20 protein-coding genes are annotated in these 25204 nt (G+C 43.4%); 14 read left to right on the forward strand and 6 right to left on the reverse strand.

Going from position 1 to position 25204, the window contains the following annotated elements:
- Window positions 1–17 precede the first annotated feature (17 nt).
- Window positions 18–2444, reverse strand: a complete 2427-nt coding sequence (locus MgSA37_RS04675; protein WP_096350075.1) for an ABC transporter permease — start codon at window positions 2442–2444, stop codon at window positions 18–20.
- A gap of 411 nt (window positions 2445–2855) precedes the next feature.
- Between MgSA37_RS04675 and MgSA37_RS04680 the strand changes: the two genes are divergently transcribed.
- On the forward strand, window positions 2856–4277 hold the full coding sequence (locus MgSA37_RS04680; protein WP_232010784.1) for a glycoside hydrolase family 30 protein: 1422 nt from the start codon (window positions 2856–2858) through the stop codon (window positions 4275–4277).
- Between the two features lie 105 nt (window positions 4278–4382).
- Here MgSA37_RS04680 and MgSA37_RS04685 read toward each other — a convergent pair whose 3' ends face one another.
- The 3 genes from MgSA37_RS04685 to MgSA37_RS04695 form a co-directional block, all read right to left on the reverse strand.
- Window positions 4383–4967 (reverse strand): Uma2 family endonuclease, encoded by a 585-nt coding sequence (locus MgSA37_RS04685; protein WP_096350077.1) that lies wholly within the window; start codon window positions 4965–4967, stop codon window positions 4383–4385.
- A 304-nt stretch (window positions 4968–5271) separates the two neighbouring features.
- Complete coding sequence (locus MgSA37_RS04690) at window positions 5272–7935, reverse strand: TonB-dependent receptor (protein ID WP_096350078.1); 2664 nt, start codon at window positions 7933–7935, stop codon at window positions 5272–5274.
- 104 nt (window positions 7936–8039) lie between these two features.
- Entirely contained in the window at window positions 8040–9239 is a 1200-nt protein-coding gene (locus MgSA37_RS04695; protein WP_096350079.1) for a metallophosphoesterase family protein, read from the reverse strand.
- Between the two features lie 173 nt (window positions 9240–9412).
- On the opposite strand from MgSA37_RS04695, the gene MgSA37_RS04700 reads away from it, so the two are divergent.
- The gene (locus tag MgSA37_RS04700) at window positions 9413–9985 is read left to right on the forward strand and encodes a pyridoxamine 5'-phosphate oxidase family protein (protein ID WP_232010785.1); all 573 of its coding nucleotides are present in this window, start codon (window positions 9413–9415) and stop codon (window positions 9983–9985) included.
- Window positions 9986–10295: 310 nt separating this feature from the next.
- Here MgSA37_RS04700 and MgSA37_RS04705 read toward each other — a convergent pair whose 3' ends face one another.
- Entirely contained in the window at window positions 10296–11045 is a 750-nt protein-coding gene (locus tag MgSA37_RS04705; RefSeq protein WP_096350081.1) for a PIG-L deacetylase family protein, read from the reverse strand.
- A 130-nt stretch (window positions 11046–11175) separates the two neighbouring features.
- Here MgSA37_RS04705 and MgSA37_RS04710 point away from each other — a divergent pair, with 130 nt between their 5' ends.
- Window positions 11176–12072: an NAD(P)H-binding protein gene (locus MgSA37_RS04710; RefSeq protein ID WP_096357279.1), complete on the forward strand. Its 897-nt coding sequence runs from the start codon at window positions 11176–11178 to the stop codon at window positions 12070–12072.
- 12 nt (window positions 12073–12084) lie between these two features.
- Entirely contained in the window at window positions 12085–13008 is a 924-nt protein-coding gene (locus MgSA37_RS04715) for a helix-turn-helix domain-containing protein (protein ID WP_096350082.1), read from the forward strand.
- 108 nt (window positions 13009–13116) lie between these two features.
- Here the strand turns inward: MgSA37_RS04715 and purU are convergent, their stop codons facing one another.
- Window positions 13117–13944 (reverse strand): formyltetrahydrofolate deformylase, encoded by an 828-nt coding sequence (purU, locus tag MgSA37_RS04720; protein WP_096350083.1) that lies wholly within the window; start codon window positions 13942–13944, stop codon window positions 13117–13119.
- A gap of 121 nt (window positions 13945–14065) precedes the next feature.
- Here purU and MgSA37_RS28740 point away from each other — a divergent pair, with 121 nt between their 5' ends.
- The 10 genes from MgSA37_RS28740 to kdpC all read left to right on the forward strand — a co-directional run bounded on the left by MgSA37_RS28740 (window position 14066) and on the right by kdpC (window position 25152).
- Window positions 14066–14395, forward strand: a complete 330-nt coding sequence (locus MgSA37_RS28740) for a YqaE/Pmp3 family membrane protein (RefSeq protein WP_197706088.1) — start codon at window positions 14066–14068, stop codon at window positions 14393–14395.
- Window positions 14396–14413: 18 nt separating this feature from the next.
- Complete coding sequence (locus MgSA37_RS04730; RefSeq protein ID WP_096350084.1) at window positions 14414–14806, forward strand: DHCW motif cupin fold protein; 393 nt, start codon at window positions 14414–14416, stop codon at window positions 14804–14806.
- 92 nt (window positions 14807–14898) lie between these two features.
- On the forward strand, window positions 14899–15300 hold the full coding sequence (locus MgSA37_RS04735) for a hypothetical protein (RefSeq protein WP_157750437.1): 402 nt from the start codon (window positions 14899–14901) through the stop codon (window positions 15298–15300).
- 167 nt (window positions 15301–15467) lie between these two features.
- On the forward strand, window positions 15468–16799 hold the full coding sequence (locus MgSA37_RS04740; protein WP_096350086.1) for a Gfo/Idh/MocA family oxidoreductase: 1332 nt from the start codon (window positions 15468–15470) through the stop codon (window positions 16797–16799).
- A 273-nt stretch (window positions 16800–17072) separates the two neighbouring features.
- Window positions 17073–18422, forward strand: coding sequence for a sigma-54-dependent transcriptional regulator (locus MgSA37_RS04745; RefSeq protein WP_096350087.1), 1350 nt, complete (start codon window positions 17073–17075; stop codon window positions 18420–18422).
- 125 nt (window positions 18423–18547) lie between these two features.
- Window positions 18548–19804, forward strand: a complete 1257-nt coding sequence (locus MgSA37_RS04750; protein WP_096350088.1) for a cation:proton antiporter — start codon at window positions 18548–18550, stop codon at window positions 19802–19804.
- 805 nt (window positions 19805–20609) lie between these two features.
- Window positions 20610–20687, forward strand: coding sequence for a potassium-transporting ATPase subunit F (locus MgSA37_RS29685; RefSeq protein ID WP_091380852.1), 78 nt, complete (start codon window positions 20610–20612; stop codon window positions 20685–20687).
- A 34-nt stretch (window positions 20688–20721) separates the two neighbouring features.
- The gene (gene kdpA / locus MgSA37_RS04760) at window positions 20722–22437 is read left to right on the forward strand and encodes a potassium-transporting ATPase subunit KdpA (protein ID WP_096350089.1); all 1716 of its coding nucleotides are present in this window, start codon (window positions 20722–20724) and stop codon (window positions 22435–22437) included.
- Window positions 22438–22456: 19 nt separating this feature from the next.
- Complete coding sequence (gene kdpB / locus MgSA37_RS04765) at window positions 22457–24487, forward strand: potassium-transporting ATPase subunit KdpB (protein ID WP_096350090.1); 2031 nt, start codon at window positions 22457–22459, stop codon at window positions 24485–24487.
- Window positions 24488–24582: 95 nt separating this feature from the next.
- Window positions 24583–25152 carry a potassium-transporting ATPase subunit KdpC gene (kdpC, locus tag MgSA37_RS04770; RefSeq protein WP_096350091.1) on the forward strand — a complete coding sequence of 190 codons (570 nt, stop codon included), beginning with the start codon at window positions 24583–24585 and terminating at the stop codon, window positions 25150–25152.
- Window positions 25153–25204: the final 52 nt, after the last annotated feature.

The raw sequence follows: 25204 nt of genomic DNA on the forward strand, positions 1-25204 counted from the left end.
TCATGCTTCACCACTGCCTACTCACTCTTAAGGCTCTTCACCGGGTTCATCAGCGCTGCTTTTATGGATTGGAAGCTAACAGTAATAAAGGCAATACATATGGCTATACCACCTGCCGCTACAAAGAACCACCAGTTAAAATCAGCCCTGTAAGCAAAGCCCTGCAGCCATTTGTTCATAGCATACCAGGCTAAGGGCGAAGAAATAAGTATGGCTATGCAAACCAGTTTGATGAAATCCTTTGACAGCATGCGTGTGATGCTTGAAATACTGGCTCCCAATACTTTGCGGATACCAATTTCTTTGGTACGCTGCTCGGCTGCGTAGGCTGCAAGGCCAAAAAGACCCAAACACGCAATTACAATGGCTAAAATGGTAAACGTAACAAAAACCGTCCCGATGTTTTGTTCTGACTGGTACAGCGCATTAAAATCCTGATCCATAAATGAATATTGGAAATGTGCAGGACTGAGCCCTTTCCAGGCGTTTTGTGCCTGCCTTAGCAGTGCCGGCAGGTTGGCTGTTTGAACTTTCACGCTTAAAGCACCTTCGTCATCACCTAATTGCATGATCACGGGTGAAATATTATCGTGGAGGGAGCTGAAATTGAAGTCTTTTACGACGCCGATTATGGTATAGGGTTTAAAGGTTGGAATTGTCCCGCCTGACGATTTATAGATGATTTTATTTACCGGGTCAGTAAAGCCAAGGAATTTGGCTGCAGAAGAATTGATAACCAGCGAATTGGAATCGGTTGACATTTGACTTGAAAAATTGCGCCCGGCGGCCATTTTCATACCTAAAGTGTTCACATAATCTTCGTCGACATTCCAGGTTTGCGGGAATATGGCTTGTTTTGGATCAGCCTGCGCCTGTTTGTAAAATATAGCTGTGCTTCGGTTGGGGGCAGTGGGCAAAAAGCCGGTAAGGGTTGCATTTTCAACCCCTGCTATTTGTTTAATTTCCTGTTTAAATGCTTTTGCATGACCGCCCAATTCAAATGCGTTATCAATAACCAATACCTGGCTGCGGCTATAGCCCAGGTCGCGGTTTTGGATATAGTGCAGCTGGTTATAAATTACCAGCGTGCCAATGATTAAGAAAATGGATATGGAAAACTGAAACACTACCAGGAAACTGCGCATCAGGCCGCCCTTAAAACCATTTGATATCTTCCCCTTAAGCACATCGATTGGCTGAAAGGCCGATAAAAAGAATGCAGGATACAAACCGGCCAAAAAGCCGATAAAAAGAACGGCAACTAACGATGAGGGCAGTAGCCAGATCAATGTGTGGGAATTAACCACTATATTTTTGCCGGATAGTTGATTGAAGCCAGGTAATAAAAACAGCGCAAGCAATATGGCAATGACCACCGCCACCAGCGTAATCAAAATTGATTCAGAAAGGAATTGTGCGATAAGATATTTACGCGGCGATCCCAAAACTTTCCTTACGCCCACTTCGCGGGCACGATTTGAGGAGCGCGCGGTTGAAAGGTTCATGAAATTTACGCACGCGATGAGCAGGATAAATATCGCGATAGCAGAAAAAATATACACATACTGGCTGGTGCCGTTAATCCCCAGCTCGCCGGTTTGGCTGGAGTGCAGGTGAATATCCGTTAGCGGCATCATATTCAACCTGAAAAAGCTGCCGCTTTTTTCAAATTTATCATAACTCATCTTCAACTCAGCCTGCATCTGGTCTCCGCTATAGTTACGCAGCAGCTTAGCAAATTGAGCCTCTGTCTTTTTGTAATCAGCGCCTTTTCGCATCAGCACATAGGTGTTGAAATCACTGCGCAACCACTCGGTTGACCGGCTCTCGGGGTTGGATGACATGGACACCAGGAAATCGGCATGAAAATGCGATTGTTCGGGAATATTCTTAATCACCGCAGTAACCTTAATAGGCCTTTCCAAATTTCCGTCAATGATTAGGTTTTCACCGACAACATCTGTTCTGCCAAAATATTTTTTTGCGGTAGCTTCGGTAATCACTACGGTATTAGGTTCGGTTAAGGCTGTTTTTTTATCGCCATAAATTATCGGCAGTGTAAAAACATCAAAAACTGAAGGGTCGGCAAAAACGGCGCTGTATTCCAAAAAACGCTCGGCGCCTTTGTTTACATGCATCCCGCCAATATTTTTAAGCCTTACGGTGTTTTCAACATCCGGAAAAACGGTTTTTAACGTTTGTGCCAGCGGCGCCATGCAAACTGCATATTGCACCCGGTTATTGCCCAACTTTAAATCTTCATTTACCCGGTAAATACGATCGGCATTTGCGTTATAACGATCATAACTTAACTCATCAAACACGTAAAAAACGATGAGCAAACAAGTGGCAAGCCCCAAAGCAAGCCCCAGCACATTTATAGCAGTAAACCCCTTGTTTTTTTGCAGGGAACGAAAGGCAGTTTTAAGGTAGTTTTTTATCATGGTTGGTTCATTAGTTCATTAGTTCATTGGTGTTTAGCTTGTGCAACTTTTTGCCTTTAACCAATATCGAAATAATAGTTAAGTAACATTCATGCCGTTGTGTTAATTTATTGATTTACAGGAGTTTAATATGAATTTAGCTTTGCTCCCTGTTGCAATTTCGTACGGTAAGTGTACGGTTTTGTTACAGTGGTTTTAAGTTGTAAGTGTTATAAGGAATTGAAAAGGTTGTGGTTAATACACGAAATTCAACCCTTTTACAACCTTTACAACCTGTTACAACATTTCTAACTAAATTCAACTAAAATGAATAAATTTGAATCTTGTAAACCATTATACCTGGTATAATTATCTCACGCCTTAAATTATGAAAAAAAATCATCCCTGATAAGCCTTGCTTTTGCAGGTTTATTGCTGTTGGTTGCCGGTGCTGCTAATGCACAAAAGGCAGCTGCCTATTCAGCTAAAAACAAAACGGTAAAAGTATATGTTACCGCCGAAAACTCTGATAAGCGCTTAACACAAACCGAAACCCTGCATTTTACTGATAAACCGCAACCGGTGGAAACCGAAGTGGCGGTGTTTGTTGATCCATCCAAAAAATTCCAAACCATGCTGGGGATCGGCGGCGCTTTGACAGATGCATCTGCCGAGACTTTTTACAAGTTGCCAAAGGATAAGCAACAGGAATTGCTTACAGCCTATTATGATAAAACCAGGGGTATAGGCTATACCCTTGGCCGCACCAATATCCAGAGCTGCGATTTCTCCAGCGGAACCTATAGTTACGTTAAAGAGAATGACGCCGCTTTAAAAACATTTGATGTGAGCCATGATAAACAATACCGCATCCCTTTTATTAAAGAAGTAATAAAAGCGGCAGGTGGTAAGCTTACTTTGTTTGCATCACCATGGAGCCCGCCGGGATGGATGAAAACCAATAACGATGTTTTACATGGCGGCAAACTAAAACCTGAATTTGACCAGAGCTGGGCAAACTTTTATGTGAAATTTATTAAAACCTACGAGAAGCTTGGGATACCGATTTGGGGATTGAGTGTACAAAATGAGCCGATGGCTACGCAAAGCTGGGAATCATGCCTGTATACAGCCGAAGATCAGCGTGATTTTATCAAGAATTTTTTGGGCCCCACTTTGTATAAGGCGGGTATGGCCAACAAAAAGCTGATCGCCTGGGACCATAACCGCGACCTGATGTACCAGCAGGCCAGCACTATATTGGAAGACCCTGAAGCAGCAAAATATGTTTGGGGTATAGGTTACCACTGGTACGAAACCTGGACCGGCGCCAATATGAATTTTGAAAACGAGCGCCGCGTGGCCGAATCTTTTCCCAATACGCATTTGATATTTACTGAAGGCTGCGCCGAAAAGTTTGACCTGAGCAAAGTAAATGATTGGGCACTTGGCGAAAAATACGGTACTTCAATGATCAATGATTTTAATGCAGGCACCGTTGGCTGGACCGACTGGAACGTATTGCTGGACGAAAAAGGCGGACCAAACCATGTGGGTAATTTCTGTTTCGCGCCGGTACATGCGGATACCAAAACCGGGCAGATCACCTATACCAATGCTTATTATTACATCGGGCATTTCTCCAAATTCATCCACCCGGGAGCGAGGCGCATCGTTAGCGCTGCCAGCCGCGACATGCTTTTGAGCACTGCTTATATCAATACTGACGGCAAAATAGCCGTAGTAGTAATGAACAAAACCGATAAGGATATTGATTACCTGCTATGGATAAAAGGTAAAGCAGCTAAAACAACCAGCCCTGCACATTCAATGGAAACGTTGGTGGTGGAATAGTTGATTAGTGATCAGAGACTGGAGATTAGTTAAAAAGGCTTGCAATGGTATAAAAAAACCTGCAAGCCTTTTTTGTAATTCCCAAAGACTTCCGAAGGCTGATATTTAATTTTCTTCGAAGATCTCGTTAATATCCATTGAAAAACCCGGCAATACATTTGAAGTTAGCTCATCCCCGGCTATAAGTAATCTTGAAGGCTGGAAAAGCCCTTTGTCATCAAGCGTATACTTTAGAAATGTGCGCTCACTTGGATGGATGATCCAATATTCTTTTACGCCGGCTTCTTCGTAAACCTCATATTTATTGCGAAGTTCTTTCTTATTATTGCCGGGAGAAAGTATCTCAACAACTATATCCGGTGCACCGATACAGCCGCGATCATCTAACTTTGAAAGATCGCAAACGACGCATATATCTGGCTGAACAACTGTAATAATTGCATTGTCTTCTTTGGATGAACGGGGCAACCGTACATCGAAAGGTGCAGTGTACACTTTACAAGGTTTTCCTTTTAAGTAGTTGCCGATTTTTAAAGTTATCGCCAGTGATATTTCCTGATGTGAACGGCTTGGCGCCGGACTCATTGTAAATATTTTGCCCTTAATAAGTTCAAGGCGCTCGTCAAACTGCCATTTAAAGTAATCGGCATAGGTATATGTTTTCGAGAAATCCAGATCTGATAATTGCATACCGTTAACCTTGTGAGTGGATAATTATTACAATAATACTAAAAATAATGTTTTATGTCAGGGCCGTGACAGGGAAATCGCGTTTAAAACTTGCCGCTCAAAATGTGGCTAAAGCCTTTATCTTTTTGTTTACTTTTTCCGTTCCTTAAAAGGAACGGCAATGAATTTTGGAAGCATGGCTTTTCATTTATTGCCGTTGGCTTTAGCCAACGGGTAAATTGAAGCAATAAAAATGGCTTTAGCCTCAATTAAATATGCCGGTTTTTTTAAACGCGATTTCCCTGATGGCTGTGAATCCCTTTCACTACTTAAACTTATTAAAATGATAGGTATAAGTTAAAAGCACATAACGTTTAAGCACCTGGTTTTGAACATCGTTTATACTGTTTGCAACCACGTAATGGCTGAAGCTTACATTTTGATTTAACATATCATAACAGATCAGCCCGATCTCTCCTTTGCCATCTTTCTGGATCCGCTTTGAGATGGAAAGATCGAGTAAATTGGCACTCCGCTGAAAGCCGGGGGCTACCAAAGGGTTGTAGTTATAATTATAGCTTACTCTCCACCTAAAATTTACCGGAAGGCTTACATCTGCGGCCATACCTGCTCCTTGCGTAGTGAAGCTAGTATTGGGGTAATTAACCAACTGATATTTGGTAATGGCGTAGTTAATATTGTACGAAGGTTCAAGTGTCACAACATCGTTCCAATCAAGGTCAAGCTCGGGCTTGAAAATGATATTTTGGGTATTTTGAAAGCCGTTCTGGCCATTCACAATGAAAAAATTATGCCCGGCAGCCGCCGAAAGGTTCGATACAAGCATCAGTTGCCATTTATTACGCTTTTTAAATTGCATGCTGAAGTTGCCGTTTAAGTAGGCAGTGAACCGGCCATTCCGGTTTATCGGGGTGGTAATATTAGCCCCCTCCGGGGTGATGGTCTGCTCATTAACGATGGTGTTTTTTTCGATGACGATATGCGAATTGATGTTAATATTCAGATGGGTTTGATAATTGTATTTGCGGTATTCCAAATTGATGTTATTAAAATAGGTGGGTTTTAGATCGGGGTTACCTATAAAAGTATAAAGCGGGCTATATACAATGGTGATGGGCTGCAAATTATTGATGGATGGTTGCTGCACCGATTCGCTATAACTTAAAGTAAAATCATTTACATGTACTTCCGCCGACGGCAGTGTATAGAAAAAGTTCTGGTTCAAATCATTGGTATAGCTGTTAAAGTGATTGCCAATTTGCTGGCCCAGCGCGGTAACGCCCGCCTTTATGGATATGTTATCGGTGAAATTATAAGTAAGCTGCGGCATCACGCTCTCTCCCCAAAGGTTGCGGATAAGGTTGCTGCTTTGGTCGGGCAGGAATATGGTGTACAGGCCAGTTTTCAGGTTTTCATCATAAGTAAGCAAATCGCCTTTGTTTTGGTCGTGTAAACCTATCAGCACAATGTCGCCGGACAATTTTTTAGTGATAGGATAATGATAGGCAACATTTAAACCGGCAGAAATATCGTTGCTGGTATTTTTTGCCGAGCGCCTCAGGGTATCGGATGCTAAAGCGGCGATGTAGGATAGCAGGTTGTCAGTATTAAAATCAAGGCTGTTTTCGGGATGTATGCCTACGCTGTTTCCGATGGTTATTGAAGCCCCTTTTTTGTTTAATTTACGGTAATAACTAAGGCTGTGCTGGTATTGAAACGAACTGCTGCTGCCACGATTGCTGCTGGTATCAGTATTCAGCAGCGGGAAATAGGTATTTGATTTAATACTGCCGGTGCTGCTTTTACTGTTGTTGTAACTATATGCCAGGTCTGGTACATACCTGATAATGGTGAGTGAATCAGGCTTCCATTCTGTTTCGGCGTGAAGCGTTTGTTCATTTGCCCTGTGGTGCTGTATGTTTTCTGTCAGGGTGTTAAACATCGTATCACTGATGTTTTGCTGTATCCTGGAATGGGTGGTATTATCACTGATGGTGTTGCTGAACCGGTATTCGATATGCAATTTTAATTTTTTAGTAATGTCTTTCGTGAAATCAAGGTTACCAGAGTTTGTTTTGTTGAGACCGCCATTGCCAAACTGAAACGTATTGAATCCGCCGTAATTCCCGGTGAAAAAGCCAGTGTTACTGAGGTTGTCTGCGCCAAGCCTGGCGCTTAACTGGAGGTCATCCTGAAATTTTGCTAAAAAACCTGCACCGGCATACCTATCCTCTGTACCTCCGCCGACGCCTAATGTGCTTAATATACCTTTGGCAAATTTCTTTTTAAATTTAAGGTTGATGATCTTTTTAACCTGGTAATCAGGGACCAGGTGATCCGGGTCGTCATCCCGGTCGTCATACACCTGCACTTTCGAGATCATATTTGCCTCCAGGTTTCGCGTGGCAATGGTGGGATCGTTCGCAAAAAACGTCTTACCGTTCACCTTTATTTTCGATATATCCCTGCCGTTTACGGTTATCTGACCGTTAAGGTCGACCTGTACGCCGGGTAACTTCCGGAGCAAATCTTCAACCAGTGCATTGGGCCGGGTTTTAAAGGCTTCGGCATCAAATTCAATGGCATCTTTTTTAATGATGACGGGGACACGCTCGCCCTTAACCACTACTTCGGTTAACATTTTTGTGTTTAGAAGTATTTTACCAAGATCAATGAGGCCTTCGCTATTAAATTTCAGACTGATATGCCTGCTCTGATACCCCACGTGTGAGATCAACAGGCGGGACGGCTCCTGGCGGAGGTTCCGTAACGTAAATACACCGTTTTTATCGGTAACGGTATAAGATACCAGCGAAGAATCTTTCAGCTCAAGCACCGAAACGGTGGCAAGCGGTATGGGTTGATTTGTTAAAGAGTCAAATACAGTTGCTTTTACTGTTCCATGATTTTGGGCTTTTAGTATTAATATTGACGCGGTAAGCAGCAGGAATGTAAAAATATAACGCATTCAAAAAGGCTTTGGATGCAGCAATATAAGGATAATAAACCCATCAACTAAAAGTTTAAGAGTTAATTTATCGTAATATTTTTGTTGCTATACCTCCGGTATCTTTAATTAAGCGATATGGTTTTACTTTCGCCGAAAATTACTTTGGCTGTGGGGGCGGTTGGGTTGGTGTCCCACAAACATTCTCTTGCAGTTAGTTTTAGGGCCACCGGATCAATTGAAATAAGCAGAAAAGACAGTTTGGTTTCATCTTTTGATGAGATTTCCCCTTTCATTGGTGAATCAACCCTGAATACCGGGAGCGAGATGTCTTTATCGGGGCCCTGGTAGGTATAAAACTCGTTAAAATTGGTGTTGCCATGTAAATACGCCTTTACATTGGGATGCGCTTTAAGGAATTTAACCCAGCCGCGCTGTTCCAAATCAGTTTGGCCTTTTACGGCGGCGTTGCCCTCTTTGTAATACTCGGTAACAAGGTTTTCAAACTTGTTTTGTTTGTTCATATCATGCGGAGCGGCCGGGTTGGTAAAATGTTTGGCCTCACTTTCGGGCTCGTCATGGCTAACAATTATTACCGGGGTGTTTTTAGCAACTTTATTGATATCCTTTTCCATCCAGATCCTTTCGGCAGAATCGGGCCAAAGGGTGATGAACATAAAATGAATGCCCTTTATATCCCTTGAGTAATTGATCTTATCGGTAGTATAGTTATAAGCCTCGTTAGTCATAGGTTTTGCCGGTTTCAGCATCAGGTTATAAATATTAACCATTGAACTTGGGTCGGTAAGTGGTTGCATCGGTTTATAAAAGCCAATAGCGTTGGTAATATCGTGGTTGCCGGGCACTATCAAAAACTGTGTCGGCTTTTGATCATGGCCCTTCAGGGTTATCCCATTAAAATAGGTTTCGCTAAACTGGGCAAATGAAGTGGCTGCACTCTGGATCGGAATTTCCATCCGGTTCGCAATATCCCCGCCTTCAATTAAATAATCAATCCCATCGATTTTTTTACCGGCATCAACGCCGTTATCGGCAGGGAAAGTTAAGCCCGGCAAACTGTTCATTTGGGCCACCATCGCTTTATTTACCTTTTCCGAAATTACGTTGCTATCGCCCCTGAAAGCTTTGCGGCTGATGCCAAAATGGGCATCCGAAGTAAATATCAACTCTATTGTTGAAGCATTTTTGGCCTGGCAAAAGCCTGTTGCGGGGATTAATAAGGCCAGGCAAAAAAGCAAGGCAATAGATAGGGTTGTTGTTGTTTTAATGTTCAGAAAGTGTTTACAGGAATAAATAGCCATCATAGATCGGGGGGGAAGTGTTAACCGCAAAAATAGGTTTGGCAAGGCATCTGTATATTACCGTTATATTAATAAATGGTAAACAAACCGGCCAATTGTTATACTATTATCAAATTCAGGGTAAAAAAGGGGGGCCGGGTGTTATTTTCCGCGCCTGAAAAAAAATATCTCTAAATTTGATCAGCATTAAAATTATGGGCAAGTTTTATAACGAAATACCTGAACAGCAAAAGGCGTTTATTGAAAAACAAAAAATGTTTTTTGTGGCTTCGGCGCCGTTGAGTGCCGATGGGCATGTTAACCTGTCGCCAAAGGGAATGGATTGTTTCCGGGTGTTATCACCCAACCGGGTGGCTTATATGGATATTATCGGGAGCGGGAACGAAACCTCGGCGCATATCCTTGAGAATGGCCGGATCACCTTTATGTTTTGCGCTTATGACGGCCCGCCGATGATCCTGCGCCTTTACGGCAAAGGATATTCCGTAATACCGGGCGATGAAGAATGGGAAGCGCTGGCGCAAAACTTTAACCTCGTCATGTCGACCCGGCAAATTATAGTGGCCGATATTGATATGGTACAAACTTCCTGCGGTTATGTGGTGCCCTACTATCAATACGGGGGCGAACGGGATACCATGCCAAAATGGGTCGCCAGTAAAGGCGCAGAGGCGCTTGAAACGTACAAGGCCGAAAAGAATATGCAGAGTATTGACGGCTTGCCTACCGGATTAGTTAAAGGTAGTTAATGGTTCATGGATCATAGTTCATGGTAAAAACAGTTAGTGAGATGTCAATCTAAAATTGACGTTCAGGCTTTATGAGAACGGCTTAAAAATACCGGGAGAGGTTATGTAAAATAGTGTAAACCCTGATAGTGCGCAAATTGCTTATTATCAGATATTTACTAATATAAAATCCCTGAATGTGTAAACCCTTTGTAAACCCTTTTTGTGCTCTTTTGCGTTCAATTAACTTGTAAATTGACGTTGGTCAATTTATGGTTGACAGGACATTCGTGTTTTTTACACCCTTTACACCCTTTACAACAACTGCAACCTAAGCAGAAAAACCGCCCATGCCTTTTCCTGTCATCCTTACAAAACCTTCGGCGGCCTTTACGCCCAGCTCGCGACCGCGGAACTCTTCCATGGACGCATGCCCGCAGCCGTAAATGCCCGGAGGATCCTGGCTGGTGTGGCAGTAAACTGATTTGCGTTTTTGTTCCTGGGTATCGGTAATATCAATAAAATCGGTCGGTTTAAAGCCCATAGTTTGTTCACCTACGCAAACCTCAAAAAAATACAGCGGGAACTTATTGTCGCTCCGCACCCATGTTTGTATGGTGAGCAGGCTGGCGCACTGGTGGTCCTTATGCGAATCAATGGGCCAATGGGTAAAAACCAGGTGGGGCCTCTCGGCTGCTATTAAATCCTGCACATGTTTAAGGGTTTCGTTGCTCACAAAGGTGTCGCCATCTATCTGCCCGGCAAAAACAGGTTTTGCGTTTAGTATCTTACAGGCATTAATTGCTTCTTGTTTGCGGATGCGGGCGGCCTCATCATGGCCGGTGCCGGGAATGCCCGCTTCGCCGGTGGTTAAATAAATGATGGTTACCTCGTGCCCTGCATTGGCGAGCTTGGCCAGCGTTCCCCCGCAGCCGCTTTCCGGGTCGTCAGGATGAGCGCCAACACAAACGATCTTTTTCTTTTCTAATGGATTTCGGGGGTCAGCGCTTAAAATACCCGGCAAAGTAAGCAGGCCTAAGCCTGCGGCAGTGGTTTTTACAAAATTGCGGCGTGAACTCATGATGTTTTGGGTTTTGACGAATGTACAAGTTTACTAATTAAAAGCTGTTTTGGCTACAACAACAGCAGATCCGGTTACATCTGCCTATTTACCGATATGCACCTTTGTAATATCAAATAAACAGAACACCATGAAGATTATATTAACAGGGTCATTAGGACATATCGGAAAACCACTGACCGAAACGTTAGTGCAAAAAGGGCATGCGGTTACTGTGATCAGCAGTAACCCCGAAAAACAAAAGGACATCGAAGTATTAGGCGCCACCGCGGCCATCGGTTCAATAGAGGACGCTGATTTTTTAACCGCAACATTTGCCGGTGCAGATGCCGTTTACACCATGGTGATGGGCGGTAATTATTTCGACCCCAACTTCGACCTGACAGCCTATTGCAGCAATATCGCCCAAAATTACGTGCAGGCTATCCGGCTGTCCGGCGTAAAGCGGGTGGTTCACCTCAGCAGTATCGGGGCGCATATGGATAAAAATTCCGGTCTTATTCTGGCGCATCATAACGTGGAGGTCATCCTGGATAAACTGGCAGATGTTGCCATCACGTTTATGCGCCCCGTAGGCTTTTATTACAATTTATTCAGCTTTGTGCCGATGATCAAAAATACTGGGATGATCGCCTCCAACTATGGGGCCGATGAAATGCTGGTATGGGTTTCGCCGATAGATATTGCTGCCGCAGTTGTCGAAGAACTGGAAACGCCGCTTGTTGGCCGAAAAATAAGGTACGTGGTGAGCGACGAACTTACAGGCAACGAAACAGCAAGTATTTTAGGTGCAGCCATTGGGAAGCCGGATCTGAAATGGATCCTGGTCTCCAATGAACAAATGCAGGGTCGGCTGGAATCTATTGGGATGAACCCGAAGATTGCTGCCGGTATGGCCGAAATGTTTGCAGCCCAGCATAGCGGCGAACTAACCGCAGATCTTTACCGGAATAGACCGGCGGTTTTAGGTGAAATAAAGCTGGCAGATTTCGCAAAGGAATTTGCAGCCGTTTACAACCAAAAATAAGTATATTGTGATATGGCAAACATCCAACCTCATAGGATCAGGACGATAAGCGAATACCACCAGGTGATGGGGCTTCCCAAACCGGAGCACCCGTTGATCAGTGTGATCGATCTGGCAACCATCAAGCCTTCGCCCGGCCATGAACCGATCAATTTGGTCTTTGATTTTTATTCCATCTCGCTGAAAAGAGATTTTAATGCCAAAATAAAATACGGCCAGCAGCAGTATGATTTTGATGAAGGCGTGATGTTCTTTATTTCGCCAGGCCAGGTTTTTGGAATAGAAACAGATGATAAAGATAAAGCCATAAAACGATCGGGATGGCTGTTACTCATCCATCCCGATTTTTTATGGCATACTAATTTAGCCAAAGCCATCAAGCAATACGAATATTTTAGTTATTCGGTACATGAAGCCTTATTTCTGTCGGAAAAAGAGGAAGCAACCATTATCGGCATTATGCAAAACATCCGGCAGGAGTATCATTCCAATATTGATAAATTCAGCCAGGACATCATCATTGCCCAACTGGAGTTATTGCTCCATTTTTCAAACCGGTTTTATAACCGCCAGTTCATCACCCGCAAAATAACCAATCATGCCATCCTTACCCGCCTGGAAGACCTGCTTGATGACTATTTTAACAGCGATGCCCTGGTAAAACAAGGTTTACCTACAGTTCAGTACATTGCCGATGCCTTAAACGTATCGCCGGGTTATTTAAGCGGATCGTTGAAAGCATTAACGGGGCAGAGCACGCAGCAGCATATACATGACAGACTGATTGAAAAAGCAAAGGAAAGATTATCTACTACCGGGTTATCCGTAAGCGAAATTGCGTATGAACTGGGCTTTGAACACCCGCAATCATTCAGTAAGTTATTCAAAACAAAAACAAAGCTTTCGCCTTTGGAATTCAGGCATTCGTTCAATTGAGAAAAACGAATCGGATTTTTGATTGCAATTAAAGGAAATCAGGCTTTATCTATTCAGCGCCGTCGTAGAGACGTGATGCATCATGTCTCTACCCCCGTTTCTTTCCCGTCAATCAAACACCACTGTTTTATTCTTATACACAAACACCCGGTCTTCAAAAACCAGTTTAAGGGCGGTTGCCAGTACGGCAGTTTCAATCTCTTTACCGGCCTTTACCATGTCGGCCACGGTGTAAGAGTGGTTTACAGAGATAATTTGCTGCGCGATGATCGGCCCTTCATCCAGTTCATTGGATACAAAATGTGCAGTGGCCCCTATCAGTTTAACACCGCGCTCAAAAGCTTTTTTGTAGGGGTTTGCGCCGATAAAGGCAGGTAAAAAAGAGTGATGGATATTGATGATCCGCATCGGGAATTTTTCCACCAGTGCCGGGGATAAAATCCGCATAAACTTGGCCAGTACAATATAATCCGGGTCGTATTGATCAATAATGGTCGCGATCTTTTCTTCGAACTCCGGCTTGCTGATATTTTCGTGCGACACAGCGTAAAAGGGCATATCAAAGCGTTTGCAGATATCCTCCAACACGGCGTGATTGCCGATAACTGCCATTACTGTAGCGCCCAGCGTGCCGTAATAATTGCGGATCAAAATATCGGCCAGGCAATGGTATTCTTTGGTAACCATCACAACTACCCTTTTTTGCGGAAGCGGATTGATATGCACAATCGGGTTTGCAGGGAGGATATCACGCAGTTTCCTTTCAAGGTGTTCGGGGTCGCTTTCGTGGGATACTTCCAGCCGCATAAAAAAGCGGTTTTGTGCCTGGTCCACATGCTCGCGCATCGAAACGATATTAAGCTGCTCGCGTGCCATAACTTTCGTTATAGAGGCTACCAGGCCCACCTGGTCGGTACATTGGATAACAATGATCATAAATTGTGAAAACGAATACGGGTAAAGATAAATTTTATTAGGTGTTGTACGGTTGTAATGTTGGAAAGTTTAAAAGTTGCAGCAAATATGCTGTACCCCTTTTTACCACGAACTATGATCCATGAACTATGAACAACTCAATCAGCCATCCTCTCCATCAACTTATTCAACTAAATTTTTTATTTTTATCCGTAACAAAACCCTGCATTTTAATATCATAGCGAATAGGAACAACCATATTAACTCAATGATCATGCGTTACTTTTTATGCTTTTTGTGCCCGCCGATAGCCATATTGACCACCGGCAGAATGGGGTCGTTTGTGTTGAACATTATTTTAACACTTTTATTCTGGATCCCGGGCATCATCCACTCCATTTTGGTGGTGAACGATTTTTATGAAGACAGGCGTTTCAGGCGTTATGCAAGGGCAACCCGCAGAGGGTTTTAGTCATCCGGAACAAAACGGATGGATGCTGAAAATATACCCTTCCCGGTAATCAACTGGGAAAATGTTGCCAAAACAACGCACCCCGGAACTACCGGCGCTGCCTGGTGGCAAACCCTGCAATTTGAGGCTTTGCGGGTAAGGATAGTTGAATACAGTGAAGGTTATTTGGCCGATCACTGGTGCCGGAAAGGCCATATAGTACACTGCCTGGAAGGTGCGTTTACCACTGAATTGGAAACCGGCGAAAGTTTTCAATTAACCGCGGGGATGAGCTATATGGTATCTGACGAGTTAAGTTCCCATCGTTCCGTTACCCAAAGCGGGGTAAAATTGCTGATCATTGACGGTGATTTTTTGAAATTGAAAGCCGCTGTTCAAACTGAATATTTACAAACTATCCTCCCCAAATAGTTGCGGCCAATTATTTAATAAATGATATTTTTTTATCGCCCTGTATCGTAATTGCTGACAGCCACGTAATCACTCCAATTAACCTGCTGTTTATGAGAACATTCGTTTCTATGGTACTTGCATTAATCATTTTGACCGCCGTATCCTGCAAAAAATCTACCCAGCTACCTTCAAACGCTTTAATCGGTAAATGGCGCTGGGTAAGATCAGTAGGAGGGATAGGCGGTTTTACCTATACTCCCCAAAGCACAGGTAATAATTTCAGGGATGAATTTTATGCTGACAGTACTTATAAACGCTTTGAAAACGATTCCCTGCTCATCCAGGGCAGCTATTCCATCATAAAAGGCTATAATTATACGCCCACACAAAAAGTTGATGTTTTAAAGATCGGCGACTGGAGAAGCAGCATTTCTATCAAAAATGACACCTTATTCATTGACGACTTGTTTATCAGCGACGGTTTTGGCGACACCTATGTCAGAATCAGATAAAGCTGAAAGCGGATGTTTTAATTTTTCGACAGATTTTAGCATCAATAACAAAGATGTTACCAAAAATCTGAAAAGGGTTAACATTTTACCCTGTTAATTGCATCAAAAGTATCATCGGGCATCCATAAAATTAGTTTAAATTTATCGCAACCATATAAATTAAACTAATGAGTTCACGAAGAGATTTTTTGCAAAAATCGGCCATAGTGGCCGGGGGCAGCCTGCTGGCCTCAACCTTTAACAATAAAGCCTTTGCTATTTTTAAAAACCGGATGATGCCCAGCGACCAGCTGAACATTGGCGCTATCGGCATCAATGGCATGGGCTGGGCCGATGTAACCGCCGCCTTAAAAGTGCCCGGCGTAAACCTGGTGGCCATTTGCGATGTGGATAAAAATGTAATGGACAAACGGATGGCCGACCTGGCCAAAATGAACTATGATACCTCGAAGATAAGGCGGTATGATGATTACCAGGCGCTGTTGGATCAAAAAGATATTGATGCCGTGGTAATTGGCACGCCCGACCATTGGCACGCCATGATTATGATGCATGCGGTAGAAGCGGGAAAAGATGTTTATGTTGAAAAACCGGTAGGCAACTCCATAGGCGAGTGCAGGGCGATGGTAAAGGCGCAGGAACGGTATAACAAAGTAGTACAGGCCGGCCAATGGCAGCGCAGCCAGCAGCATTTTAAGGATGCGGTAGACTTTGTACACAGTGGTCAGCTGGGTAATATCCGTACGGTAAAAGTTTGGTGTTACCAGGGCTGGATGAAACCCGGCCCGGTGGTAGCCGACAGTGCTGCACCGGCCGGCGTTAACTATGCAGGCTGGCTCGGCCCGGCAAAAACGGTTCCGTTTAACGCAAGCCGGTTCCATTTTAATTTCCGCTGGTTTTGGGATTATGCAGGCGGGTTGATGACCGACTGGGGCGTTCACCTGCTGGATTATGGTTTACTCGGGATGAATTCGCCCGTGCCTAAATCGGTATCGGCACTGGGCGGGCGTTTTGCTTACCCCGAATTGTATGAAGAAACGCCCGATACCTTAACCACGCTGTATGAATTTGACGGCTTCAATATGGTTTGGGATTCGGCCATGGGTATTGATAATGGCTCCTACAACCGCGACCATGGGATTGCTTATATTGGCAATAATGGTACGCTGATACTAAACCGTGGCGGCTGGGAAGTTATTGAAGAGCGGCAAAGCAAAAGCAAGGTGGCAAAGCCATTTGTGGCCTCGTCAGATAACGGGCTGGATAAGCATTGGGAGAATTTTGTAAGCGTGGTAAAATCGCGCAAGATGGAGGATCTGCATTGCCCCATCCAGGCCGGCGCACATGTGGCTACCGTTGCGCAAATGGGAAATATTGCCTATCGCACCGGCAAAAAACTGGAATGGAATGATGCTGCGCATGAATTTACAGACAAAGGAGTAAACCGGGAATACCTGATGAAGGAATACCATAACGGGTATAAACTGCCGAAGGTTTAATTTCGGATTTGGGATTTTAATTTAAGATTTTGTCATTTCGATCCGCCCGGAGGCGGAGAGAAATCTATACACATGCATCACAGCTTTGCATGGTGGAATAAGGCCTGTATAGATTTCTCCTCGTTTCCTACCTACCGGCAGGCTCGTCGAAATTGACAGAAAATCTTTAATTCCGAAATCGAAACTGCATAGCATTCTTGAGCGCCATTAAAAATAAACCGCAAGCGAAAAATTCCGAATTCCGAAATTAATAATCACTTTTGCCTTTTGATCATGCAAAAGGACAAGCTGTTAATAATTGACGATGAGGAGCGCCTGCGTAACCTGCTGGCCAGGATCCTGCAACTTGAAGGGTATGATGTGCTGGTAGCTGCCAATGGAAAAGATGGATTGAAAAAACTCCAGCAGGAGAATGTTCCGGTTGTTATTAGTGACGTAAAGCTGCCTGATTATAATGGTATCGATCTTACCCTGCAGATAAAATCAATACGCCCTGCAACCGAGGTTATTGTTTTAACGGCATTTGGGACGATAAATGATGGCGTAAAAGCTATTAAATCGGGCGCGTTTGATTATATAACCAAGGGTGATGATAACGAAAAGATCATCCCGCTGGTGAGCAAAGCGATGGATAAGGCTTTGTTGCAATACCGTGTACAGGAATTGGAACAAAAGCTGAATGATAAATTCGGTTTCGACCGGCTGATCGGTAAATCAGCGGCGGTAACCGAAGTGATCAAGCTTGCGCAAAAAGTTGCATTAACCGATACTACCGTTTTGCTCCTAGGAGAAACCGGTACAGGGAAAGAGTTATTCGCTGAGGCGATACACCAGGCCAGCCCGCGCCACAATAAGGCATTTGTTGCCGTAAATTGCAGCGCCTTTACAAAGGAGTTATTAGAGAGTGAGTTATTCGGGCACAAGGCCGGGTCATTTACCGGTGCTGTAAAAGATAAAAAAGGGCTTTTTGAAGAAGCTAATGGCGGTACTATTTTTTTAGATGAAATAGGGGAGCTGGACCACGAACTGCAGGCCAAATTACTCCGTGTGCTTGAGTCGCAGCAGTTTTTAAAAATTGGCGACACCAAGCCTACCCAGGTAAATGTGCGCATATTGGCGGCCACCAACCGCAATTTACAGGAAGAAGTAAGTAAAGAGGGTTTCCGCTCTGACTTGTATTACCGTTTATCGGTATTCCAGATCACACTGCCGGCATTGCGCGACCGGAAAAAAGATATCAAACTGCTTGCTGAGTATTTTATGAATTATTTTGGCCTTAAAGTCAAAAAACAATTCACCGGGATGACTGACAAGTTTGTAGAAAAGCTGGAAGCCTATGGCTGGCCCGGCAACATCCGCGAATTAAAGAATGTGATTGAACGGGCGGTTATATTGGCTGATGAGGCAGTACTTGATGAAAGCCTGCTGCCTTACGAAATGCAGGAACCTTCGCCGGTAAAGGCCGGCAATTCCCTATCCGCATTCGACCTGGCATCTATAGAAAAACTTCATATCCAGCGGGTTTTAAATCATACCCACGGCAACCGCGCCGAAGCGGCTCGCCTGCTTAATATCGGCGTTGCTACGTTGTACCGAAAATTGAAAGATTACGGGATGGAATGATTTTGGAATTAATTAAGATTGTACTTGTAATTGATCCGGTTACTAATTCAAGAAAAAAATTCCTATTTTAAGCCTCATAATACCAAACTTCATTCGGTTGGAGATCTATAATTAAGCCGGGTTAAATGAATATTGACGAGATTTTAACAGCAACCATCGTTTTAACATCTGTTTTCGCTTATGTCAACCATAGGTGGATCAAATGGCCGCCAACCATCGGGATTATGGTGCTTGCGCTGTTGTTTTCCATTTTGCTGGCTATCGTGGGTAAATTCGACCCGTCGTTAACTAAAAAGGCTGTTTCAATCGTCGCTTCCATCGATTTTCAGAAGGCATTGATGAATTTTATGCTCAGCTTCCTGCTGTTTGCAGGGGCCATCCAGATCAATGCTAATAAGCTGAAAAAGGAAAGATGGCCAATCATTATATTATCTACCGTAGGTACTATTATTTCCACTTTCCTGGTAGGGGGGCTTTCCTGGTACCTTTTTAAATTTTTCGGGATAAATATTGATTTTATTTACTGCCTTTTATTTGGTGCGCTGATCTCGCCAACTGACCCGATTGCTGTACTGTCAATTTTAAAAGCAGCAAAGATCCCTTCATCGCTTGAGATCAAAATATCGGGCGAGTCCTTATTTAATGATGGCGTTGCTGTGGTATTGTTTATCAGCATTGCTGAGCTGGCCAAAAACGGAACTGCCGATTTCCATGCTTTCGGCCTTGTGAAATTATTTATGCAGGAAGCTGTAGGCGGCCTTTTATTTGGCGTTATTTTAGGATACACGGGTTATTTAGCGCTGCGAAGTATCGATAATTATGCGGTCGAGATTTTAATCACCCTGGCAATTGTAATGGGCGGCTATTCTATCGCGGGGTATTTGCATATTTCGGGGCCCCTCGCTATGGTAGTTGCCGGAATCATCACCGGGAATAAAGTCAAAGACGAAGTAATGTCTGACGTTACCCAGGACTATTTAAGTAAGTTTTGGGAACTCATAGACGAGATATTAAACGCCGTGCTTTTTTTACTGATCGGCATGGAAATGCTGATCATCAAAATTAACGCAATTGTATTTCTTATCGGGATGATCATCATCCTGATAGTCTTGCTTGCCAGGTGGATCTCTGTAATTATCCCTGTTTACTTTTTGAAATTTTGGATCAGCTTTGAAAAAAATGTAGTGCCCATCCTCACCTGGGGCGGGCTTAGGGGCGGATTATCAGTAGCTCTTGCTTTGTCCCTTTCGCCTGCCATGCATAAAGATGAATTTGTACTGGTAACTTATATCGTGGTTGTATTTTCAATACTGGTACAAGGCTTAACCATCGGTGATTTTGTACGACGGCTTGCCAAACGCCAGGAACTAAAAGCAAACTGAGGCCGTAATTGCGGGCTAACCATTGCCAGGCTGTTTCATGTTCTCAATCCTTAGCCTTTTATACACTTTTGCTGGTTTAACTATCAGGTTCCAAAGAAATCTGCCTAAATCCTGAAAATTCAGCAAATCTAAATGCCAACCATTTACATTTTGATAAAAGCCTATCAAAATGATAGTGTCCTATGCTGTTTTCCCAGCCTTTCATTTTTATAAAATTTAATTATGTAATTGATTTTCAGTTTGTTGTTGTTGTTGTGCTTTTTGTGGCATTTGCTTGGTATAGGTGCCTGCAATCAAATCAAACAAAATGAATATTATAGCTGCGCTCACTTATGTATTATGCTTCATAATCATATCCTGTCTCTACAGTAAATCAATCAAATCCCTGAGAAAGATTTTATCCGGGTCAAAACATTTCCAGTCACCGCTGAATGATAACTGTCATTTAATTAAGTGACCATTGATATTTGTATAACTAATTGATTTGTAAATATTTATATAGGATTTCAAATTCTAAAGAAACTCCGGGGAAACAATGAAAAAACAACAACTGAAATACTCCTTTAAAGATGTTTTAACCATCGCCATATCATGGCTTTTTGCACTGGCGGTACTTTATATCATCTACATAAAAATCAAAACTTTTTAGCCCTTATAAATACTATTAAACTAAAAAAACAATCCAGGCCCTTTAAATCAAAACAAAAATGGACACCATTCTTACGCTCGCCTACGTCATATGCTTCATTGTCATATTCTGGCTTTTTTTCAAAACAGTTAATTACTTCGAAAAAATTTAAAAATCATGATCGCATTATTTATCGTAGCCATCGCCGTATTTTTTTATATGGTTTATGTGCTCCTCAAACCCGAAAAATTTTAATAATAACTATTAATTATCATCAAAATAAAAAATTATGAATACTGAAATCTTAGGTGTCATTTTTATGTACCTGGCAATGGTTGGCCTGGCCATACCGCTGGGCATGTACATAGCCAGGGTATTTAAGGGTGAGAAAACCTGGCTCGACTTTATGGCCCCGTTGGAAAGGCTGATATACAAACTAAGCGGCATCGACCCTACCCGCGAAATGAACTGGAAACAACATTTAAAAGCAATGCTAACCATCAGCGTCATTTGGCTGTTTTATGCTTTTTTCTGTTTAATCTTCCAGGGGCATTTACCATTAAACCCCGATCATAACCCAGGGCAAACGCCTGATCTTGCTTTTAATACGGCGTTGAGCTTTTTAACAAACACCAACATGCAGGATTACTCGGGCGAAAGCGGGGTAACTTATTATACACAAGTATTTGTGTTAATGTTTTTTCAGTTTGTTAGTGCCGCAACAGGCATTGCAGCCATGATGGTGGTAGTTAAGGCAATGAAAGATAAGGTTACCGATAAACTGGGCAATTTCTGGGATTTTTTGGTGAAATCTGTTACCAGGATTTTACTGCCTTTGAGTTTTGTAGTGGCTGTTATTTTGGCTTTTAACGGCACACCAACCAGTTACAAAGGGAAGGACACCGTAATAGGATTACAGGGCGATACGGTTCACATTTCACGCGGTCCGGCAGCAGCTATGATCGCCATAAAACAAATGGGTACTAACGGCGGCGGCTGGTTTGGCACAAATTCGGCACACCCGCTCGAAAATCCTAACTATTTAACAAATATGGTTGAAAATATCAGCATCGTTCTTATTCCGATCGCGCTGGTGTTTGCACTGGGCTATTATCTGAACAAAAAGAAGCTGGCCTGGGTGATTTTTGGCGTGATGACGGTAGGATTTATGTCGATGCTTATCCCTTCTATCCGGGCGGAAATTGGCGGCAACCCGGCGATAGCGCATTTAGGTATCAGCCAGCCGGGCGGATCAATGGAAGGCAAGGAAGTTCGTTTCGGCCCGGCCGCTTCAGCTTACTGGGGTATTACTACCACTGTAACTTCTAACGGTTCATGTAATGCTATGCACGACAGCATGATGCCGATATCCGGCATGGGGCAGATGTTTGATATGATGATCAACGCCTTTTATGGCGGGGTTGGGGTGGGCTATCTTAACTTCTACATTTTTATCATCATTGCCGTATTTATATCGGGATTGATGGTTGGGCGGACGCCTGAGTTTTTGGGACGAAAGATTGAAGCGCGTGAAATGAAAATTGCTTCGCTTATTGCTTTGCTGCACCCTTTTTTAATATTGGTAGGTACCATGATCGCATCATGGGTGTTGGTGAATTACCCGAATATAAACTGGTCTGTTAAGCCGTCGGCGTGGTTAAATAACCCAGGCTTTCACGGCTTTTCCGAAATGTTATATCAGTTTAGCTCAGCTTCGGCCAATAACGGTTCCGGTTATGCAGGGTTAACAGCAAATAACATTTTCTGGAACTTCGGTACCGGTTTGGTGATCTTCCTTGGGCGGTTTTTACCGATTATTGGTCCGGTAGCCATCGCTGGAATCCTGGCCAACAAAAAATTCATTCCCGAATCAGCAGGAACACTTAAAACTGATACTGTAACATTTGGTTTAATGATTTTTGCTGTGATCGTCATAATTGCTGCACTGGCATTCTTCCCGGCATTGACTTTAGGGCCTATAGCTGAACACTTTTCACTTAAATAATTTATAGAAAGAAATTATCATGAGATCAAATCAAAATACATTATTTCAGCGCGACCAGGTGAAAGAGGCGTTCCTGCATTCTTTCACTAAGCTGAACCCACGCTTATTATTCCGTAACCCGGTGATGTTCACCGTGGAGATCGGTGCGGCGATTATGCTGGTGGTAACTGTTTTCTCGCTGTTCAATAAAACACAGGGAAGCTTTGCTTACAACCTCACTATATTCATTATTTTATACCTCACCGTACAATTTGCCACTTTTGCCGAAGCGATTGCCGAAGCGCGCGGCAAGGCACAGGCCGAAAGCCTGCGCAAAACCCGCGAGGAAACACCTGCCCGCCTGCTGGTTGACGGCAAAGAAAAGACAGTAATGTCCTCTTTATTAAGAAAAGGAGATGTTTTTATCTGCGAAGCAGGCGACAATATCCCAACCGACGGCGAGATCATTGAAGGTATTGCTACCATTGATGAGTCGGCAATTACCGGTGAATCTGCGCCGGTGATTCGCGAATCGGGCGGTGATAAATCATCGGTAACCGGTGGTACAAAGGTACTGTCGGATAAGATAAAGGTGATGGTGACTACCCAGCCGGGCGAAAGCTTCCTGGATAAGATGATTGCCCTGGTTGAAGGTGCATCGCGCCAGAAAACACCAAATGAAATAGCATTAACCATATTGCTGGCGGGTTTCACGCTGATCTTCGTGATCGTGTGCGTTACCTTAAAGCCATTTGGCGATTATGCCAATACCCCTATTACCATTGCGGCATTTATTTCACTATTTGTTTGTTTGATACCCACAACCATCGGTGGCCTGTTATCGGCCATCGGTATTGCGGGTATGGACAGGGCGTTGCGTGCCAATGTAATTACCAAATCAGGTAAAGCCGTTGAAACAGCCGGTGACCTTGACACCCTGTTGCTTGATAAAACCGGTACAATCACCATTGGTAACCGTAAGGCTACTAACTTTTATCCTGCAAGCGGAGTAAATGAACTGGATTTTATTACCGCCTGTGTTTTAAGCTCGCTGGCTGACGAAACTCCCGAAGGTAAATCCATCGTTGAGCTGGGTGAAAACGGTAAAACTAAAGTAAACGCTAAGGTGCCTGATGGTTCGGTGTTTATTAAGTTCACGGCCGAAACCCGTTCAAGCGGTTTGGATACCCCTGATGGTTTGCGCATCCGTAAAGGCGCTTTCGACTCTATCCGTAACATCGCCCTTAAGGCCGGAAATTCATTCCCTGCAGATGTGGAAGAAAATGTGAAAGTGATCTCTTCAAATGGCGGTACCCCTTTAGTGGTATCACAAAACGAAAAGATCCTGGGCGTAATTGAATTACAGGACATTATTAAACCGGGTATAGCCGAGCGTTTTGAACGCCTGCGCAAAATGGGTGTAAAAACGGTAATGGTAACTGGTGACAACCCTTTAACCGCCAAATTTATTGCCAATAAAGCCGGTGTGGATGATTTTATTGCCGAGGCTAAGCCCGAAGATAAAATGAACTACATTAAAGCTGAGCAACAGGGCGGAAAACTGGTCGCCATGATGGGCGACGGTACAAATGACGCGCCCGCTTTGGCCCAGGCTGACGTTGGCGTAGCAATGAACAGCGGCACGCAGGCCGCCAAAGAAGCCGGTAACATGGTTGATTTGGATAACGACCCTACCAAACTGATTGAGATCGTTGAGATAGGCAAGCAGTTGCTGATGACCCGCGGTACTTTAACCACCTTCTCTATCGCTAACGACGTGGCTAAATATTTTGCTATTGTTCCGGCTTTATTCATGGTTTCCATTCCGGCCTTAAAATCGCTGAATATTATGGACCTGCACAGCCCGCAATCGGCTATACTATCAGCTGTGATATTTAATGCCATTATTATCCCGATGCTTATTCCATTGGCTTTAAGAGGCGTTGAATACAAACCGATAGGAGCAAGCGCTTTATTGCGCCGTAACCTGTTTATCTATGGCCTGGGCGGCGTATTGGTTCCGTTCATAGGTATCAAATTAATCGATCTTTTGGTCGGAATATTAATATAGATGTGAGATGTTAGATATGAGATTTGAGACAAAGTGACCGTTTCAATCTCATATCTCAAATCTCATATCTCAAATCTATTTTAAATCTTAAAAAAATGAAAACATATTTTTTGCCTTCACTAAGAATAACAGTTGTACTGTTAGTGCTGTTATCAGGCCTTTATCCGCTGGTAATAGCAGGCATCGGAAAATTTACACCGGGACAAGGTGACGGCGTTACCGTTACTTACAAAGGGCGCGTTGTTGGTTATGCCAACATCGGCCAAAAATTCACAAAGGATCAGTATTTCTGGTCGCGCCCGTCTGCCGCCAATTACCAGGCAGATGCCGGCGTAGGTTCTAACAAAGGACCTTCAAATCCGGATTACCTGAAAGGCGTTGAAAAACTGATTGACACCTTTATGGTACATAACCCAACTGTAAAACGTGGTGAGATCCCTGCCGAACTGGTTACTTCATCAGGTTCAGGTTTGGATCCTAACTTATCGCCTGCTGGCGCCGAAGTTCAGGTAGCAAGGATTGCCAAAGTACGCAATATCCCTGCTGCACAGGTGGAAAAAATTATTGCTGATAATACCGAAGGGCCGGTTTTAGGCCTGTTCGGACCATCAAAAGTGAACGTTTTGAAAATGAACGTTGCTTTGGATGAATTGACTAATAAGTAAGTGGTTGATTAAGTTGATTAAGTGAATAGTAAAAATAACAAATTTTGCCATT

It is taken from the genome of Mucilaginibacter gotjawali (genome assembly GCF_002355435.1).
GTDB classification, from domain to species: Bacteria; Bacteroidota; Bacteroidia; order Sphingobacteriales; family Sphingobacteriaceae; genus Mucilaginibacter; species Mucilaginibacter gotjawali.